Source organism: Actinacidiphila guanduensis (assembly GCF_900103985.1).
Classification (GTDB): Bacteria; Actinomycetota; Actinomycetes; order Streptomycetales; family Streptomycetaceae; genus Actinacidiphila; species Actinacidiphila guanduensis.
Genome location: NZ_FNIE01000015.1, coordinates 47,207 through 63,059 on the forward strand (window position 1 = coordinate 47,207; position 15,853 = coordinate 63,059).

The 15,853-nt window shown below is 74.0% G+C and carries 15 protein-coding genes; 2 read left to right on the forward strand and 13 right to left on the reverse strand.

The window, feature by feature from the left end:
* Positions 1–8: 8 nt before the first annotated feature.
* Positions 9–713, reverse strand: coding sequence for an NUDIX hydrolase (locus BLR33_RS27950; RefSeq protein ID WP_093787414.1), 705 nt, complete (start codon positions 711–713; stop codon positions 9–11).
* Positions 710–1,549 (reverse strand): endonuclease III, encoded by an 840-nt coding sequence (gene nth / locus BLR33_RS27955; protein WP_093787415.1) that lies wholly within the window; start codon positions 1,547–1,549, stop codon positions 710–712. The genes BLR33_RS27950 and nth overlap by 4 nt, the downstream gene beginning before the upstream one ends.
* A gap of 283 nt (positions 1,550–1,832) precedes the next feature.
* Here nth and BLR33_RS27960 point away from each other — a divergent pair, with 283 nt between their 5' ends.
* Positions 1,833–2,507, forward strand: a complete 675-nt coding sequence (locus BLR33_RS27960) for a Crp/Fnr family transcriptional regulator (RefSeq protein ID WP_031520125.1) — start codon at positions 1,833–1,835, stop codon at positions 2,505–2,507.
* Between the two features lie 77 nt (positions 2,508–2,584).
* Here the strand turns inward: BLR33_RS27960 and BLR33_RS27965 are convergent, their stop codons facing one another.
* The 8 genes from BLR33_RS27965 to BLR33_RS36810 form a co-directional block, all read right to left on the reverse strand.
* Positions 2,585–3,550: an alpha/beta hydrolase family protein gene (locus BLR33_RS27965; protein WP_093787416.1), complete on the reverse strand. Its 966-nt coding sequence runs from the start codon at positions 3,548–3,550 to the stop codon at positions 2,585–2,587.
* A 3-nt stretch (positions 3,551–3,553) separates the two neighbouring features.
* Positions 3,554–4,861 carry a kynureninase gene (gene kynU / locus BLR33_RS27970; RefSeq protein WP_093787417.1) on the reverse strand — a complete coding sequence of 436 codons (1,308 nt, stop codon included), beginning with the start codon at positions 4,859–4,861 and terminating at the stop codon, positions 3,554–3,556.
* Positions 4,854–5,690, reverse strand: coding sequence for a tryptophan 2,3-dioxygenase (locus tag BLR33_RS27975; RefSeq protein ID WP_093787418.1), 837 nt, complete (start codon positions 5,688–5,690; stop codon positions 4,854–4,856). The genes kynU and BLR33_RS27975 overlap by 8 nt, the downstream gene beginning before the upstream one ends.
* Positions 5,691–5,891: 201 nt before the next feature.
* Positions 5,892–6,305, reverse strand: a complete 414-nt coding sequence (locus tag BLR33_RS27980) for a DUF3151 domain-containing protein (protein ID WP_093787419.1) — start codon at positions 6,303–6,305, stop codon at positions 5,892–5,894.
* 142 nt (positions 6,306–6,447) lie between these two features.
* The gene (fbaA, locus tag BLR33_RS27985) at positions 6,448–7,470 is read right to left on the reverse strand and encodes a class II fructose-bisphosphate aldolase (RefSeq protein ID WP_093787420.1); all 1,023 of its coding nucleotides are present in this window, start codon (positions 7,468–7,470) and stop codon (positions 6,448–6,450) included.
* A gap of 212 nt (positions 7,471–7,682) precedes the next feature.
* The gene (gene pyrE, locus BLR33_RS27990; RefSeq protein WP_093787421.1) at positions 7,683–8,222 is read right to left on the reverse strand and encodes an orotate phosphoribosyltransferase; all 540 of its coding nucleotides are present in this window, start codon (positions 8,220–8,222) and stop codon (positions 7,683–7,685) included.
* A gap of 88 nt (positions 8,223–8,310) precedes the next feature.
* Positions 8,311–9,108 (reverse strand): aldose epimerase family protein, encoded by a 798-nt coding sequence (locus BLR33_RS27995; RefSeq protein ID WP_093787422.1) that lies wholly within the window; start codon positions 9,106–9,108, stop codon positions 8,311–8,313.
* Positions 9,109–9,504: 396 nt separating this feature from the next.
* Positions 9,505–10,608 carry an SRPBCC domain-containing protein gene (locus tag BLR33_RS36810; protein WP_093787423.1) on the reverse strand — a complete coding sequence of 368 codons (1,104 nt, stop codon included), beginning with the start codon at positions 10,606–10,608 and terminating at the stop codon, positions 9,505–9,507.
* Between the two features lie 266 nt (positions 10,609–10,874).
* Here BLR33_RS36810 and BLR33_RS28005 point away from each other — a divergent pair, with 266 nt between their 5' ends.
* Positions 10,875–11,336, forward strand: a complete 462-nt coding sequence (locus BLR33_RS28005; protein ID WP_093787424.1) for a hypothetical protein — start codon at positions 10,875–10,877, stop codon at positions 11,334–11,336.
* 5 nt (positions 11,337–11,341) lie between these two features.
* Here the strand turns inward: BLR33_RS28005 and BLR33_RS28010 are convergent, their stop codons facing one another.
* From BLR33_RS28010 to BLR33_RS28020, 3 genes are read right to left on the reverse strand one after another with little or no spacing between them, the layout of a single operon-like run.
* Entirely contained in the window at positions 11,342–13,417 is a 2,076-nt protein-coding gene (locus tag BLR33_RS28010) for a hypothetical protein (RefSeq protein WP_093787425.1), read from the reverse strand.
* A 9-nt stretch (positions 13,418–13,426) separates the two neighbouring features.
* The gene (locus BLR33_RS28015) at positions 13,427–13,741 is read right to left on the reverse strand and encodes a hypothetical protein (protein ID WP_093787426.1); all 315 of its coding nucleotides are present in this window, start codon (positions 13,739–13,741) and stop codon (positions 13,427–13,429) included.
* 49 nt (positions 13,742–13,790) lie between these two features.
* Positions 13,791–15,632 (reverse strand): spermine/spermidine synthase domain-containing protein, encoded by a 1,842-nt coding sequence (locus tag BLR33_RS28020; protein ID WP_093787427.1) that lies wholly within the window; start codon positions 15,630–15,632, stop codon positions 13,791–13,793.
* Positions 15,633–15,853 lie beyond the last annotated feature (221 nt).

Genomic DNA, 15,853 nt, shown 5'->3' on the forward strand with positions numbered 1-15,853 from the left:
TCCCGCCCTCAGCCGAGCGGAATGGTGCGTTCCCGGTCCCAGTCCCGCTCCCAGCCCGCGTAGTGCACGATCTTGTCGATCAGGCCCGCGGTGAAGCCCCAGACGAGGGCTCCGTGCACCTGGAAGGCGGGGCCGCGGAAGCCGCTGGGGTGCACGAGGGTGGCGCGGTTGGCCGGGTCCGTGAGATCGGTCACCGGGACCCGGAAGACCCGCGCGGTCTCGGCCGGGTCCACCGCGGCGACCGGGCTCGGCACCCGCCACCAGCCCAGCACCGGCGTGACCACGAAGCCGCTGACCGGGATGTAGAGCCGGGGCAGCACCCCGAAGACCTGCACGCCCGAGGGATCGAGCCCGGTCTCCTCCTCGGCCTCGCGCAGGGCGGCCCGCAGCGGCCCCTGGCCGTCCGGGTCGCCGTCCTCGGGGTCGAGGGCGCCGCCGGGGAAGGAGGGCTGGCCGGCGTGCGAGCGCAGGGCGGCGGAGCGCTCGATGAGCAGCAGGTCGGGCCCGTGGCGGCCCTCGCCGAAGAGGATCAGCACCGCGGACTGGCGGCCCCCGCCGTCGGGCGGCAGGAAGCGGCTCAGCTGCTCGGGCCGTATCGAGGCGGCCGCGGCGGCGACCGGGGCCAGCCAGTCCGGCAGCCCGCGCGCGCTGACCTCCACGGCGTCCGGGACCCCGGGGGCGTCCGAGGGCCCGGTCTCGCGCGCCTGCGTCATGAGGCCGCCAGCGGCGGGGCCGGCTGGCCCGGGTAGTCCGGCGGCGGCTTCAGCCGCTGGCCGGGGAAGCCGCCCTTCTCGTACTTCAACAGCTTGCGCGCCTTCTCCGGGTCGGTCTCGCCCTCACCGTAGGCCGGGCACAGCGGCGCGATCGGGCAGACCCCGCAGGCGGGCTTGCGGGCGTGGCACATCCGGCGGCCGTGGAAGACGACGTGGTGGGAGAGCATCGTCCAGTCCGATTTCGGGAAGAGTTCGGCCACGTCCTTCTCGACCTGCTCAGGGTCCTGCGAGGCGGTCCAGCCGAAGCGGCGCGAGAGCCGGCCGAAGTGGGTGTCGACGGTGATGCCGGGGACCCCGAAGGCGTTGCCCAGCACCACGTTGGCCGTCTTGCGGCCGACCCCGCGCAGCTGCACCAGGTCCTCCAGGCGGCCGGGCACCTCGCCGCCGAACTTGTCCCGCAGGTCCGCCGACAGCGCGAGGACCGAGCGGGCCTTGGCCCGGAAGAAGCCGGTGGGCCGCAGGATCTGCTCCAGGTCCACCGGGTCGGCGGCGGCCATCTGCTCGGGCGTGGGGTACTTCGCGAAGAGGGCGGGCGTCGTCTGGTTGACCCGCAGGTCGGTGGTCTGCGCGGACAGCACGGTGGCGACCAGCAGCTGGAAGGGGTTCTCGAAGTCCAGCTCGGGGTGCGCGTACGGGTACAGCTCGGCCAGCCCGCGGTTGATCTTCCGGGCCCTGCGGACCTTCGCCGTGTGCGACTCGGCCCTGATCGAGGCCGCCTTCTCCGGGGCGACGGAAGCGGCCTTCGCGGGCGTCTTACGGGCCTTGCTCTCTGCCATGTACCGAAGGCTACGCCGTAGCCGTGACACAGTGCTGCCGATCACATCCGCGCCCTGCGCGGCCCCTGATCGCGGCGTGTTCGCTCACGGCGGAATCCGCAGCGGCGGCCCACCCGTTCGGCCGCACCGGCGGTGCGAACCACGCGTCCTGGCCGCCCGATCGGACCCCCGGGGCACGCCGGGGCACACAGATAAGACATCCTTGTGATTGATCGCACTGTTTCACGCGTCATGCATCATGGGGACAACCCGGCGATGTCGACTGTCGACAAGGAGAGAGCTCGTGGACGACGTTCTGCGCCGTGCCCCGCTTTTCGCGGCGCTCGACGACGAGCAGGCCGCTGAACTGCGTGCCTCCATGACCGAGGTCACGCTCGCGCGTGGCGACTCGCTGTTCCACGAGGGCGACCCCGGGGACCGGCTCTACGTCGTGACCGAGGGCAAGGTGAAGCTGCACCGCACCTCGCCCGACGGCCGGGAGAACATGCTGGCCGTGGTCGGCCCGGGCGAGCTGATCGGCGAGCTGTCGCTGTTCGACCCCGGCCCGCGCACCGCCACGGCCACCGCGCTCACCGAGGTGAAGCTGCTGGGCCTGGGCCACGGCGACCTGCAGCCCTGGCTGAACGTGCGCCCGGAGGTCTCCACGGCCCTGCTGCGCGCGGTCGCCCGCCGGCTGCGCCGCACCAACGACGTCATGTCCGACCTGGTCTTCTCCGACGTGCCCGGCCGCGTCGCCAAGGCCCTGCTCGACCTGTCCCGCCGGTTCGGCGTGCAGTCCGAGGAGGGCATCCACGTGGTGCACGACCTCACCCAGGAGGAGCTCGCCCAGCTCGTGGGCGCCTCGCGCGAGACGGTCAACAAGGCGCTCGCCGACTTCGCGGGCCGCGGTTGGCTGCGGCTGGAGGCCCGCGCCGTGATCCTGCTGGACGTGGAGCGGCTGGCCAAGCGCAGCCGGTAGCCTCCCCGGCTCACGGCCCCGAGCCCCGCACCTGGCACGGTGCGGGGCTTTCGCGTGCCCGGGCCGCGCCGGGCTCGCTACCAGGCCAGTTGGACGATCTCCTCGGCGACCGTCGCGCTCGCCGGGCTCGCCGGGTCGATGAGCGGGAAGTGCCCCGTCTCGGGCAGCCACGCGACCACCGGCTCCTCCCCCGCCGCCCCCGCCGCTTCCGCGAAAGCCGCGCTGACCTGCGGCGGGACCACATTGTCAGTGGTGCCGTGCACGATGGTGGTGGCGATTCCGGTGGGCAGCAGTACGGCCGGATCGGCGTGCGGGACGCGCTCGGCGAGGTGGTCCGGGCCGCCCAGCAGGTCGGTCACCGCGTCCGAGCAGACCCGCAGGCGTATCGCGGTGGTGAGGTCGGCGATCGGGGCGAGGGCCACGACGCCACGCAGAGGTTGGGGTGAGGTGCGGTGCCAGGGGGATTCCGGGGGCAGCAGGTGGCGTCCTGCGGCCCACAGCGCGAGGTGGCCGCCGGCGCTGTGGCCGGCGAGCACGATGCGCTGCGGATCGACGTCGGGCTCGCCGAGCGCGGCGACCGCGAGGCCGGGCAGGGCGTCGAGCGCGGCGGCTATGTCGTCGAAGGTGTCGGGCCAGCGGCCCGCGGGGGCGACGCCCTGCTCCGGTGTCCCGGATTCCTCGGGAAGCTGCTGGTCCTCGCCGTCCGGGCACTGCTGCGGCGCCCGCGCGGCCTGCGCGCCGCCCCTGCGGTACTCCACGGAGGCCACCGCCAGGCCCCGCGCGGCCAGGAAGGCGGCCAGCGGGGACAGGTGCGTGCGGTCGTAGGCGGCCCGCCACGCGCCGCCGTGCAGCAGGACGGCCAGCGGTGCCGGACGGCCGCGGGCGCCCGCGGGCCGGTAGAAGTCGACCACCTGGTCGGGGTGGTCGCCGTAGGCCGCTGTGGCGTCCGGCGGCACGGGAGCGTGGCCGAACGCCGATGCCTCCTCGGCCGCCGCCCGGTCGGCGGGTCGGAGCGAGGGGATGCGGGGCGCGGCGGCGGTCATCGGTTACGGGGTCCCTTCGGGGAGGTCGCCGGGCCGGTCGCCGTGGCCGCCCGCCGGGCCCGGCGCCGCGCCCGCGGCGCGGTCGGCGAGCACGTCGGCCAGCACGCGGGCGGCCCGCAGTGCGTCGGAGTGTCGGGTGTAGAGCGGGGTGAAGCCGAAGCGCAGCACGTCGGGCTGCCGGAAGTCGCCGACGACCCCGCGCCCGATCAGCTCGCGCATCACCGTGCCGGCCCCCGCGCAGCGCAGCGAGACCTGGCTGCCGCGCTCGGCGTGGGCGGCGGGGGTCACGCAGGACAGCAGGCCGGCGGGCACCAGGGCGGCCACGCACTCCAGGAAGAAGTCCGTCAGGGCCAGGCTCTTGGCACGCACCTCGTGGACGGTGACGCCGTCCCAGGCGTCGAGTGCCGCGTCCAGGGCGAGCAGCGACAGGATCTCCGGGGTGCCCACGCGCCCGCGCGGGGCGCCTTCGGCGGCCACGTAGCGGGGGGCCATGCCGAAGGGGTCGGCGTGGGAGTTCCAGCCGGGCAGCGGCGAGTCGAAGCGCGGCTGGTGCTCGGCGCGCACGTAGAGGTACGCGGGCGAGCCCGGGCCACCGTTGAGGTACTTGTACGTGCAGCCGACCGCGAGGTCCACGCCGTCGGCGTCCAGGGCGACGGGCAGTGCCCCCGCGCTGTGGCACAGGTCCCACACGGCGAGGGCGCCTACCGCGCGCAGGGCGGCCGTGGTGCCCGGCAGGTCCTGCAGCCGCCCGGTGCAGTAGTCGACGTGGTTGACGAGGGCGGCGGCCGTGCGCGGGCCGGCCTCGGCGGCGATGGCGCCGGCGTCCACCGCGCGCAGGGTGCGGCCGGTCATACGGGCCGCGGACTCGGCGATGTAGCCGTCGGTGGGGAAGGTGGCGGCGTCGACCAGGATCTCGTCGCGGTCCGGCCCGGCCATGCGGACGGCGGCCACGAGCGCCTTGAAGACGTTGACGCTGGTGGAGTCGCCGACGACCACCTGGCCGGGTGCGGCGCCGACCAGCGGGGCAATCCGGTCGCCGATCCGCTCGGGCGCCGTCCACCAGCCGCTCTCCTCCCAGGAGCGGATGCGCAGTTCGCCCCACTGCCGGGTGACGGTGTCGGTGAGCCGGGGCAGCACCGCCGTGGGCAGGGCGCCCAGGGAGTTGCCGTCCAGGTAGACGGTGTCGTCGTCCAGGACGAAGCGGTCCCGGACGGCCGCGAGCGGGTCGGCGGCGTCGAGGGCGGCAGCACGCTCGGCGAGGGCGCGGTGGGGCGCCGGCTCCGTGCTGCGGGTCGTCAGCGGCTCAGACATGGCTGCGGGCCGTCCAGAGTTCGGGGAAGACGATCTTGGCTGCGCGCTTCTCCAGCCAGGCCACCCCCGCCGAGCCGCCGGTGCCGGGTTTCGCGCCCATCGCGCGGCGGGTGGCCACGAGGTGGTCGTTGCGCCAGCGCGAGACGAGTTCGGCGATGTCGGTGAGGAGTTCGCCCAGGCGGAGCGCCTCGGTGTCCTGGTCGGGGTCGGCGTAGACCGCCTGCCAGACCGCCTCGACCTGCGGGTGCGGCTCGTAGCGCAGGGCGGGGTCGCGCTGCAGTACCTCGGCGGGCACGGGGTGGCCGCGGCGGGCCAGCAGCCGCAGCACCTCGTCGTAGAGGCTGGGCTCGGTGAGCGCCTTCTCCAGTTCGGCGTGGGCGGCCGGGCTGCCGCGGTGCGGGACGAGCATGGACGCGGACTTGTCGCCGAGCAGGAACTCCAGCCGCCGGTACATCGCCGACTGGAAGCCGGAGCCCTCGCCGAGGGCCGCGCGGTAGGCGTTGAACTGGGCCGGGGTCAGGTGGGCGATCGGCTTCCAGGACGCGTTGAGCGACTCCAGTTGCGGCAGGCTGCGGCGCAGCGCGGCGGTGGCCGCGGGCAGGTCGTCCCTGCGCAGGGCGGCGGCCGCGGTGGTCCACTCGTGGACGAGCAGGGTGAACCACAGCTCCATGACCTGGGTGGTGACCAGGAAGGCCATCTCGCCGGGGTCGTCGGAGAGCGGATGCTGCAGGTGAGTGAGGACGGACGCCTGCACGTAGTCCTCGTAGGGTGTGGTGCCCTCGAACGCGAGGTTCGGGGTCGCCGCCTCGTCGGCCGAAGCATCGGACATGGTTCTACCTCCAGTGCCGGCCCGGGATCGCCGGGCCTGTGCCGAGATCATCTGCGGTGTGCGCGATTCCGGCAAGGCCCGCGGGATGCGGCTGGGGCAGAACGGGTGAGGGGCCGGGGCGAGGGCCCGGGGCGAGTGGTCGTACGGGCGCCCGGGGGCGGGCACGGCCGCCGTGTCCGGCCCCCGCACCGGCCCGTGGGCTCAGCCCAGGGTGTCCGCGGCGGTCGGGGAGCTGTCCCGCAGGAAGGTGGTGCAGCGCTCGTACTCGTCCTTCTCGCCGATGGCGTGGGCGGCGCGGCCGAGCGCGTGCAGGGCGCGCAGGAAGCCGCGGTTCGGCTCGTGCTCGAAGGGCACCGGGCCGTGGCCGCGCCAGCCCGCCCGGCGCAGGGCGTCCAGGCCGCGGTGGTAGCCGGTGCGCGCGTAGGCGTAGGACTCCACGACCCGGCCGCCCTCGAACGCCTCGTCGGCCAGCTGGGCCCAGGCCAGCGAGGAGGCCGGGTATTTCGCCGCGACCTCGGCGGGCGCGGCCCCGGCGGCGAGCAGCTCGCGCGGCTCCGGGTCGTCGGGCAGGTGGGTCGGGGCGGGACCCCCGAGCAGGTTCTCGTGAATGGCCATGGCTTCAGTCTGCCCGAACGGCCAGGGCCCCCGGCAGTTGCCAGGGGCCCCGATTCACGGCTGTGGCGCACCGCGCCGGTGCGCGGCACGGGTCGCGGCGCGGTGTGTGCGGGCGGGCCGGAGGAGTTCCGGCGCCGCGGGCTCACTTGCGCTTGTTGCCCGCCGAGCGCAGGTTCTCCGCGGCGACGACGACACGCGCGGCCATGCCGGCCTCGGCGGCCTTGCCCCACACCCGCGGGTCGTACGCCTTCTTGTTGCCGACCTCGCCGTCGACCTTCAGCACACCGTCGTAGTTGGCGAACATGTGGCCCGCGACCGGGCGCGTGAACGCGTACTGCAGGTCGGTGTCGATGTTCATCTTGACCACGCCGTTCTCCAGCGCCTCGGTGATCTCCTCGATCGTGGAGCCGGAGCCGCCGTGGAAGACGAAGTCGAAGGCGTTGGCCTTGCCGTACTTCTGGGCGACGGCCTCCTGCAGCTCCTTGAGGATGGAGGGGCGCAGCACCACGTTGCCGGGCTTGTAGACGCCGTGCACGTTGCCGAAGGAGGCGGCGAGCAGGTAGCGGCCGTGCTCGCCCAGGCCCACGGCCTCCACGGTGCGGAAGGCGTCGTCGACGGTGGTGTAGAGGGAGTCGTTGATCTCGTGGGAGACGCCGTCCTCCTCGCCGCCGGTCGGGGTGATCTCCATCTCCAGGATGATCTTCGCCTTGGCCGCCTCGCCGAGCAGCTCGCGGGCGATGGCCAGGTTGTCGTCCAGCTTCTCCGCCGAGCCGTCCCACATGTGCGACTGGAAGAGCGGGTTGCCGCCCTTGGCCACGCGCTCCTGGGAGATCTTCAGCAGCGGCCGCACATAGCCGTCGAGCTTGTCCTTGGGACAGTGGTCGGTGTGCAGCGCGACCGTGATCGGGTACTTCTCGGCCACGACGTGGGCGAACTCGGCGAGCGCCACGGCGCCGGTGACCATGTCCTTGTTGTACTGCCCGCCGAGGAACTCCGCGCCGCCGGTGGACATCTGGATGATGCCGTCGCTCTCGGCCTCCGCGAGGCCGCGGAGGGCCGCGTGCAGCGTCTGCGACGACGTGACGTTGATGGCCGGGTAGGCGAACTTGCCGGCCTTCGCCCGGTCGAGCATCTCGCTGTAGACCTCGGGGGTTGCGATGGGCATCGTTTCCGCTCCTTGACTGTGCGGGTGGTACTGCCGATGTGCGTGGCGACGTCATCGTCGCCCTTATCTTCCCAGACTCGAACGGATACACCACCTCCGTCCACTACGGCATGCGGCGGCCCCGGGAGGGTGTCACGGGGACCCTCCCGGGGCCGAGAAAAGGCAGATCGCCGGCCGATGCACGCCGGTGCGGGGCAGCCGGCCGGTTGCCGTCAGACGAGGCCGAGGTCCGCCAGCGAGTACGCCGCGAGGTAGGGCAGACCGGCCTCGGCGATGGCGGCCGCGGCGCCGCGGTCGACGATCACCGCGACGGCGACGACCTCGCCGCCGGCCTCGCGGACCGCCTCCACCGCGGTCAGCGGGGAACCGCCGGTGGTCGAGGTGTCCTCCACGACCAGCACCCGGCGGCCCTTGACCTCGGTGCCCTCGATCCGGCGTTGCAGCCCGTGGGTCTTGGTGGCCTTGCGGACCACGAAGGCGTCCAGCCGGCGGCCGCGGGCGGCGGCCGCGTGCAGCATCGCGCCGGCCACCGGGTCCGCGCCCAGGGTGAGGCCGCCGACGGCGTCGAAGTCCAGGTCGGCGGTGAGGTCGAGCATCACCTGCCCGGCCAGCGGCGCGGCCTCGCCGTCGAGCGTGATCCGGCGCAGGTCGACGTAGAAGTCGGCTTCGAGACCCGAGGAGAGGGTCACCTTGCCGTGCACGACGGCCTTGTCCTTGATCTGCTGCAGCAGGGCGGTGCGTACGTCGCTCATACGGATGAGATTAGCCGAGCCGGGAGCAGGGGTAGATCACCAGCAGAGGGGACGGAAGGGCGGAAAGAGGCGCCGGGCGCGCGGCGGCTCAGCCGACCTTCTGCCAGCTCCACACCGTGCTGATCTCCAGCGGTTCGATCGGGGTGACCAGGCGGGGCAGCGTGTTCAGGCCGTTGGGCGGGCCCGACTGCGGCTCCACGCACACCGCTTCGGGCTGCTCGGTGTAGACGACGACCCACTGGCTCGGACTGGTGACCCGCACCGTCATCTCCCCGGGCCAGTTCAGGGCGACGTCGACACCGTCGGGCATGCCGAAGCAGTCGTCCCAGGGTCCCGGCTTCGGGTCGATACGGTTGCCGTCGGGCAGGTGGTTCTCGCCACGCTCCTCCTGCCAGGCGGCAGTGAAGGCCAGCTCGACGTCCTGCCCGCCCTGCCCCAGGTTCCGGCGCCACCAGGGGTGCCAGCCCGCCTGGGCGGGGAAGGAGTCGCCGCGCGCCTCGACGCTCAGGTGCAGCGTCACCGAGTGCGGGGCGAGTTCCACGGTGTGGGTGACCCGGCCGGGGTAGGGCCACGGGTCGGCGAGGTCGTAGTAGAAGGCGGCCGACGTCCCGGTCGCCGGGCTCGCCGGCTGCCAGACGGAGTGGCGGCCGGTGCCGTGGATGGCGTGCGGCGGCGCGTCCACGGGGAGCTGGTGCGTCACCCCGCCGTTGCGGAACCGGCCGTTCTCCGTGCGGCCGCACCAGGGCACCATCACGAAGGCGCCGAACTTGTCGCCCTGCCGCAGCAGTTCGGTCCCGCCCACCTTCAGCGAGGCGATCCGGCAGCCCTGGTCCGGCCGAAGGGTCAGTTCGGCGTCGCCCGCCGTCAGCTTCGTCTCGTTCTCCACAGAAAGGAGCCTATCGGGAGTTCCCGTCAAGCCACTTGACGCCCACGTTGCGAGGGCGTAGCGCGTCGCGGAGAGGCGCGCTCCGCGCGGGTGCGGAATGGGCGCCGCCCGGGCGCGGGTTTGCGTCGCCGGGTGGGTCCGGTCGCACCACGCGACGCGCGCCCTCCGCGGGCACGGGGTGGGCACCCGCGCGGGCGCGGGCGTGCGTCGCCGGGTGAGTCCGGCTGCGCGCGGACCTCGACCCACGCGCCCGGAAGCCGCGCGAGCGCACCGCTGCGGGCTGCGGCGGACGTGGGTCGGTGGTGCGCGGCCTAACGGTCCCCCTGGGCGCTCACGGTCGCCGACCGCCGGGGTGCGGGCGGTGCTGGGGCCGTAGACGGCAGGGGCGTGGCGGGGCTATCGGCGGCGGCGGAGGACTCGGCCCACGACGACGGCTGAGGCGAGCAGGGCCGCTGCCGCGGGGGCGGCCCAGCGGAGGGTGGCCACGGCGGAGGAGGCGTCGGGGGCAGGGGCCGGGGCGTAGCGGCCGCGCGGGGGCGCGTGGTCCACTTCCTCGGCGCTGCGCCCGATCATGGTGCGGCGTGCGTGGGCGGCTTCGGCGGGCGGTACGAGGTCGTCGAGGGCGGCGGCGCTCTCGGGGACCTCCAGCTCGACCTCGACGAGTTCGAAGTCCTCCAGGTCCTCGGAGGGTTCGCCGAGGTCGTCCACGACGTCGGGTTCCTCGACGGCGTCGGGATCTTCGGCGGGACTGTCGCCGGGGCGGTTGTCGGTGCCGTCGTCGGTGCTGCCGGCCATGGGCCCGGCGGTTGCGGGCTCGGGCCCGCTCCCGGGCTCGGCGGCTGATTCGGCGGGGTCCTCGACGGGAGGCGCGGCCTCGTCCGGTGCGGCTCCGGGCTCGGTGGGGAGCGTGGCCTCGTCCGGTGCGGGCGTTCCGGGCTCGCCCTGCTCGGGCACGGTCCCCCCACGGGCCGGCTCGTCGGCCGACGCGTCCGTCTGGCCGGGCTCCTCCGCAGGGGCCGCGGCGCCGGCAGAGGCCGCGTCGGCGGGCGGCTCCGTACGGTCGACCTGCTCGGCGAGCCCCGCGGTGAAACGGTCGAGCAGCCGCCGCACCGCGGCCTCCACCACCGCCGGGTCGTACGAGGCGAGCCGTCCCGTCACCTCGGCGGTGCCCTCGTACGTGACGGCCGTCCCCGATTCGGGCTGCTCGGTGTCGGCGAGCGTGATGCGGGCGTTCACGGCGACCATCCCGTCGCCCCGGACCTCCGTACCGCGGGCGACCAGGCCGAAGGGGGAGCTGTCGCCCTCCACGGCGAAGTGGCCGCGGTAGGTGACGGTCGAGCCCGCGACCCGCAGCCGCAGCCGCCCCTGCGCGGTGGGCGCGGTCTGCGCCGTCCCGGGGTCCGGCTGCCACCCGGGCAGCGCGGCGGCCACCGCGGCTGGGGTGCGAAGGGAGCCCGCCAGCCGGGCGGAGGGGGCCGGAACGAACGACTCGTGCTCCATGCGGCGGAGCCTACCCAGGACCGCGGGCACCTGGCGTGTCCCGGCACCGCCTTTTTCGCACGGCGGGGCGCCTGGTGCGCGGGCGTGGGGTGCGTGTCCTCGCTGCTGGCGGACCCTCTCGGGCTGTACGCCAGCAGACTGGTGTCGGGGGTCGGTGGGGGTGCGGGGTGGGATACGTTCGGTGTTCGTCCGTGCTCGTCCGTGCTCGTCCGTGCTCGTCCGCGTTGATCCGAGTTGGTCCGACTCCTTCCGGAACGGGGTCCCTCATGAAGCGGCTCGCCCGCGCCGCCGCGCCGGCCTTCCTCGCCCTCGCCGCCCTGCTCCCCCTGGCCGGCTGCACGGCGTCCCCCACCCGCCCCCCGACCCCATCGCCGCACCCCCGCACGCAGTCCCAGCTCCGCGAAGAGGCCGAGTCCAAGCTCACGCACTCCCCCACCCGAGCCCTCCACTGGACGGGGCCGGTCCAGGGCCCGAGCATGCTCCCGACCACGAAGCTCGCCGTCCAAAAGGGCAAGCCCTACGTGATCGAAGCGGCCTGCGCGGGTTCGGGAACCTTCGAGTTCTCCTGGAAATCGCGGAGCACGCACTCGGGTACGCCTCACGTCACCTGCGGCGGCACTGCACTGCGGTACCCGTTCGTCGGCGGGGATCTGCTGTCGTTCACCTTCGAGACCTGGAAGCCGGCAGCGGGGGTCCTCACCTGGCAGGTCGTTCCCGGGGATGCGTGAGAGCGCTACCCCTGGCCGAGAACCTGCAGGTACACGCGGTCGTCGCCGAGTTTGGCGGCGACCGCGGGGTCCTGCAACCACCGTGTGTACGCGTCCTGCTGCGGCGGTGTCATACGCGTCGGGTCGACCTGCCCGCCGTTCCTCCGGACCGCGGCCACGAAGTCGTCCTTCGGCCCCGTGATGTACCGAGGGCCCTCCGAACCACGCGGAGCGTATGGGTTTCCGGAGTACGTCGAGCCGTCCGCGGCTTCACCCGGAACCCTGAAGGTCACCTTGCCGATGCTGGCGAAGTCCTGCTGGATGTACTCGGCAACCCTGGTGGCAAAGGCGGATCGCCACGTGGTTTCGAGTCGGGTGTTCTTCAACCCCCTGATCCCGTCCACCAGTTCCTTCGGGGCACGGTCCACCGGAACCTGGACGTACTGGCCCACCCATTGCGCCAGCAGGTCAGCCGCATATTCCTGACCCTTCTCCCGCCCCAGCTCCGATGCCCCCTCCCTCCCGCCTGTGGCGAAGGCCACCGCCGCGAGAACCAGCCCCTTGCGGAAATTGGTCATGCTGTCTGCCCACGCCTGCGCCCCGTCGCCCATTTGCTTCTGGGCCGCACTGAACGCATCGCTGTAGAAGTTGTCGCTGAGACCCATCTGGAAGCTCATGAAGTCGACGGACTCGTTGTTACTGCGCTGCGCTGACGAGATGCGGGCGGACAGTTTGTTGGCGTATGTCTCGAAGAGTGCGCTCATGCTCGCGGCGGCCTGGGGGCTGCGGATCGCTGCTCGCATGAAGCGGCTCCAGGCGGCGGGGTGGAGTTCGAGGCCGGGGCGGGTGGGGTTCTGGGTGCGGGCGAAGGCCGTGGGGGACCAGGTGCGGGCCGGCCAGAAGGCGTCCTGCGCGGGGGAGGTGATCGCGTACTGGAGGTCGTCCCAGTGCTGGGCGAGGATCTCGGAGTAGAGCAGCGAGACCTGCGGTAGGGGGCGGGCGGCGGCAGCCGTGGGCGCGGCCGTCGTCGTGACGAGCCAGGCCGTGTTGCGGTCGGAGAGCGCGGGATCGGTGGCGCGCAGGGTGACCGTCGCCGCGGTGAGGGCAGCGACAAACGCGGAGGTGCGCTCCGGCGTGGTGTTGCCGCCGCCGGGGTGCAGGCCGTCGGCGACGATGTCGGGCCGCAGGGCGACGAAGGCCCCGGCCGCCGCGGGGCTGCGGGCGAGCGCGGTCCACAGTTGGGCGTAGTGGTCGCCCTCCCAGGGCCCGGCCCCGGGTGAGCCGGACATGCGGGCGGCGGTGTCGTGGGTGGCGCCGGGGGTGAAGACGCGGTCGGCGAGGGCGACGAGGAACCGCGGGTCGTACGTGCCGCTGTCGACGAAGGGCAGCAGCAGGTCGGGGCGGAACCCCTGGCCGGGATGGTCGAAGCGGTCCAGCCAGTTGGTCCAGAAGGCGTGTTGGGCGCGCGGCGCGGAGGTGTCAGCGGCGACGCGGGTGTAGGCGGCGAAGGTGCGGCTCACGAGGTCGCGGTCGTAGGCGAGTTGGTCGGGGTGGGCAAGGTAGCGGTCGTCGTAGGGGTTCGCGGCCATGGCGGCGGAGAGTTGGGACAGGCGGCGCGGGCCGAGCGAGGCGTAGAAGGCGGCGAGGAAGTCCCCGTCACGGCAGTTGGCGGCGAGAGCGGCGAACAGAGCTTCCGGAACGGCGCCGTTGCGCTCGGCGAGTGAGCGGCCGAAGCGGGTGGCCAGCGCGGTGCCGTCCGCCGCCGCCTCGGCCGAGCTGCCGGGAGCGCCGTCGGGCAGCGGTACCAGCGAGTAGTACGGCACGAACTCGCCGGTGGCCGCCGCGAGGTGCTGGCGCCGCCGCAGCATGGGGAGTTGGCCGCCGGCCCACGCGGAGATCGCGAGCAGGCGGTCGAGCGGGGCGGTGTCGATGCGGCAGTGGGCGAAACGGGCCCGCAGGCGGGCGGCGCTGTCGTGCAGGCGGCGGGCGTCGCGTTCGAGGGCGCCGATGGTCAGGGGCAGCCGTTCGGGGTCGATGCCCGAGAACGTCCCGCCCCCGTGAGGCAGTTGGGCCGGCGCCGCGGGGCTCGTCGAGGATGGCACCCGCGACTCCTAGAGGAAGTCGGCCTGGAGGAGCTTCGCCTCGCCGATCGTCACCTTCTCCGGGCACGTGCGGATCGCCGTCTCCACCAGGGGGACGAGCGCGCGGAGTTGGGCGAGCATGTCGCGGCGGCGGGCCTCGGCCTCGCGGTGCCAGGTGTCGGCGGCCGGGCCGACCCAGACGGAGCCCTCGCCGATGTCCGCGCAGGGCCGGGCGAGCAGGCCGCTCAGCTCGCCCATCTCCCGTTGCAGATCGGCCTTCAGGGTGAGCAGGTGGCCGCGCCACGGGTTGTCCACCCGCAGTCCCGTGTTGCCCGTCGCGCTCACGTATGCCCCTTCCGTCCCGGTGCCGAACGCGGGCATCTTGGCACAGCGGCTACTCGGCGACACGGGGCCGCAGCAACGTGGAGGGACGCAACGGCCGCGGGGGGCGGGTGCGTTGGGCGCTGCGGGCGGCGGCATCCAGACCCGCTCGGGTGAAGCCGAGGTGCGGCGGGGCGTTGACGGGAAGCGTCAGCAACGGCGGCCGGGGCCCCGCGAGCAGGAAGTCCCATACGGCGCTACGGCCGCAGGCGTACGGCCCGTCGACTGTGTACGGCACCGGGTGCAGGCCGACGGTCCGCAGTGTCGCGTCCGTTGTCCACAGGCTGTGGGCGGAGCCGCCGGCGTGGACGGCGATCCGGCCGCCGCTCGCCAGCAGCCGCCCCGCGAGGCCGTAGAACTCCTCGGAGTAGAACTTGGCGCTGTCGGAGCTGTCCGGGTCGGGCAGGTCGGCGATGACGACGTCGTACGGTCCACCGCCTGCCGCGGCCGTCGCGTCATGATCGGCCCCCGAACCCGGCGAAAATCCGGCCGACTTGGCACCCGAACCCGCCACACGCGGCCCCGCATCCCCCGACACCGAGCGGGCACCCGCGCCCGCAGCAGCCGAACCGGAGCCCCGCCCCGCCGCGCTCGGACCCGAACCCACCGCACCCGACCCCGTACCGCTCGCACCCGAACCCAACGCACCCACTGCCCCCTTGGCCCGCGCCCCCCACTCCCCCCGCAGCCAGTCGAACCCCTCCCTCGCCACCACCCGCACCCTCGTGTCCGCGAACGCGTGCCCGTTCAGCGCGGACAGCCGCGGGTCCGTGCGGCCGAGACGGGTCAGCGCCGCGTCCGAGGGGACCACCGTCACCGCCCGTACGCCCGCGTACCGCAGCACTTCGCGCACGGCGAGCCCGTCCCCGCCGCCCAGGATCAGCACCCGCGCGTGCGGTCCGGCCATCGCGGGCGCCACCAACGCCTGCTGGTACAGGGCCTCGTCGGCGCCGCACACCGTCAAGTCCCCGTCCACGTAGAGCCGCAGGGACGGGCTCGGTGAACCGCCCGCGTCCCGGCCGGCCGTTCCCGGGCCGCCGCTCCCGCCGCCCGCGAGCACGATCTCCTCCGCCCCGGTCTGCTCGGCCACCCGCACCTGCCCGCCGTACACCGCCTGGCGCGCGGCCCGTTCGAAGGGACCGGCGCCGACTGCCGCGCAGGCCAGGACCGCGAGGACGGCGACGTTCGCCGCGAGGAGCAGGCAACGGCCGCGGCGGGAGAGGTCGCCGCGGAAGAGCCAGAGCACGGTGGTGCCGCCCGCCACCGCGTTCACCCCGCCGGTGGCGAGCGCGCCCGTCAACTGGCCCAGGTACGGTAGGAGGAGGAAGGAGAAGGCGAGACCGCCGACGAGCGCGCCCACGTAGTCCGCGGCGAAGAGGTCGGCCACGGCGCCGCCCGCGTCCTGCCGGCGGATGCGCTGGACGAGGGTCATCAGCAGCGGCACCTCGGCGCCGATGAGCACGCCGATCCCGAACGCGCAGCCCACCATGGCGAGTCGGGCCTGGCCGTACCAGGCGAAGACCGCGTACAGAACCATCACCGACAGGCCGCCGACCAGGGCGAGCGCGGACTCCACCGCGACGAAGGCGGCGGCGGGGCGGCCGCGCAGCCGCTTGGCCAGCAGCGAGCCGCAGCCCATCGCGAAGACCATCACCGAGAGCACGACCGACGCCTGGGTGACCGAGTCGCCGACCAAGTAGGAGGCGAGGGCGACGAGTTCGAGTTCGTAGACCAGCCCGCAGGCGGCGCAGATGAACACCGCGCCGAGCACGAGCACCCGGGCGGCCCGGGCGGGCACGGGGAGCGGGAGAGGCAGGGGGCGGGAGGCCCGCGGAAGGCCGCGCTGGTCGAGCATGAAGGCACGTTATGTGACTCATCGGCTACGACTGGTCACCCACACGAGGGTAATCACCGGAAAGGGGCCCGGGGTTGACGCTCCCCCGCGCCGTGCGGGCCGCCGCCGAGGCGTCCGCCGCCACGGCAGGCCACCGCCGAGCCGGTTGTCGGCGTCCCCAGGCCGGAAGAGCCACCCACGGCGATTCCCGGGCCGGAGCGACGCCGCCCGGCAGCGCTGCA

What these genes read in the sequence shown, in the direction of transcription:
- BLR33_RS27950 (WP_093787414.1), bottom strand. Translation starts at nt 713, where the DNA reads ATGACGCAGGCGCGCGAGACCGGGCCCTCGGACGCCCCCGGGGTCCCG.
- nth (WP_093787415.1), bottom strand. Translation starts at nt 1,549, where the DNA reads ATGGCAGAGAGCAAGGCCCGTAAGACGCCCGCGAAGGCCGCTTCCGTC.
- BLR33_RS27965 (WP_093787416.1), bottom strand. Translation starts at nt 3,550, where the DNA reads ATGACCGCCGCCGCGCCCCGCATCCCCTCGCTCCGACCCGCCGACCGG.
- kynU (WP_093787417.1), bottom strand. Translation starts at nt 4,861, where the DNA reads ATGTCTGAGCCGCTGACGACCCGCAGCACGGAGCCGGCGCCCCACCGC.
- BLR33_RS27975 (WP_093787418.1), bottom strand. Translation starts at nt 5,690, where the DNA reads ATGTCCGATGCTTCGGCCGACGAGGCGGCGACCCCGAACCTCGCGTTC.
- BLR33_RS27980 (WP_093787419.1), bottom strand. Translation starts at nt 6,305, where the DNA reads ATGGCCATTCACGAGAACCTGCTCGGGGGTCCCGCCCCGACCCACCTG.
- fbaA (WP_093787420.1), bottom strand. Translation starts at nt 7,470, where the DNA reads ATGCCCATCGCAACCCCCGAGGTCTACAGCGAGATGCTCGACCGGGCG.
- pyrE (WP_093787421.1), bottom strand. Translation starts at nt 8,222, where the DNA reads ATGAGCGACGTACGCACCGCCCTGCTGCAGCAGATCAAGGACAAGGCC.
- BLR33_RS36810 (WP_093787423.1), bottom strand. Translation starts at nt 10,608, where the DNA reads ATGGAGCACGAGTCGTTCGTTCCGGCCCCCTCCGCCCGGCTGGCGGGC.
- BLR33_RS28005 (WP_093787424.1), top strand. Translation starts at nt 10,875, where the DNA reads ATGAAGCGGCTCGCCCGCGCCGCCGCGCCGGCCTTCCTCGCCCTCGCC.
- BLR33_RS28020 (WP_093787427.1), bottom strand. Translation starts at nt 15,632, where the DNA reads ATGCTCGACCAGCGCGGCCTTCCGCGGGCCTCCCGCCCCCTGCCTCTC.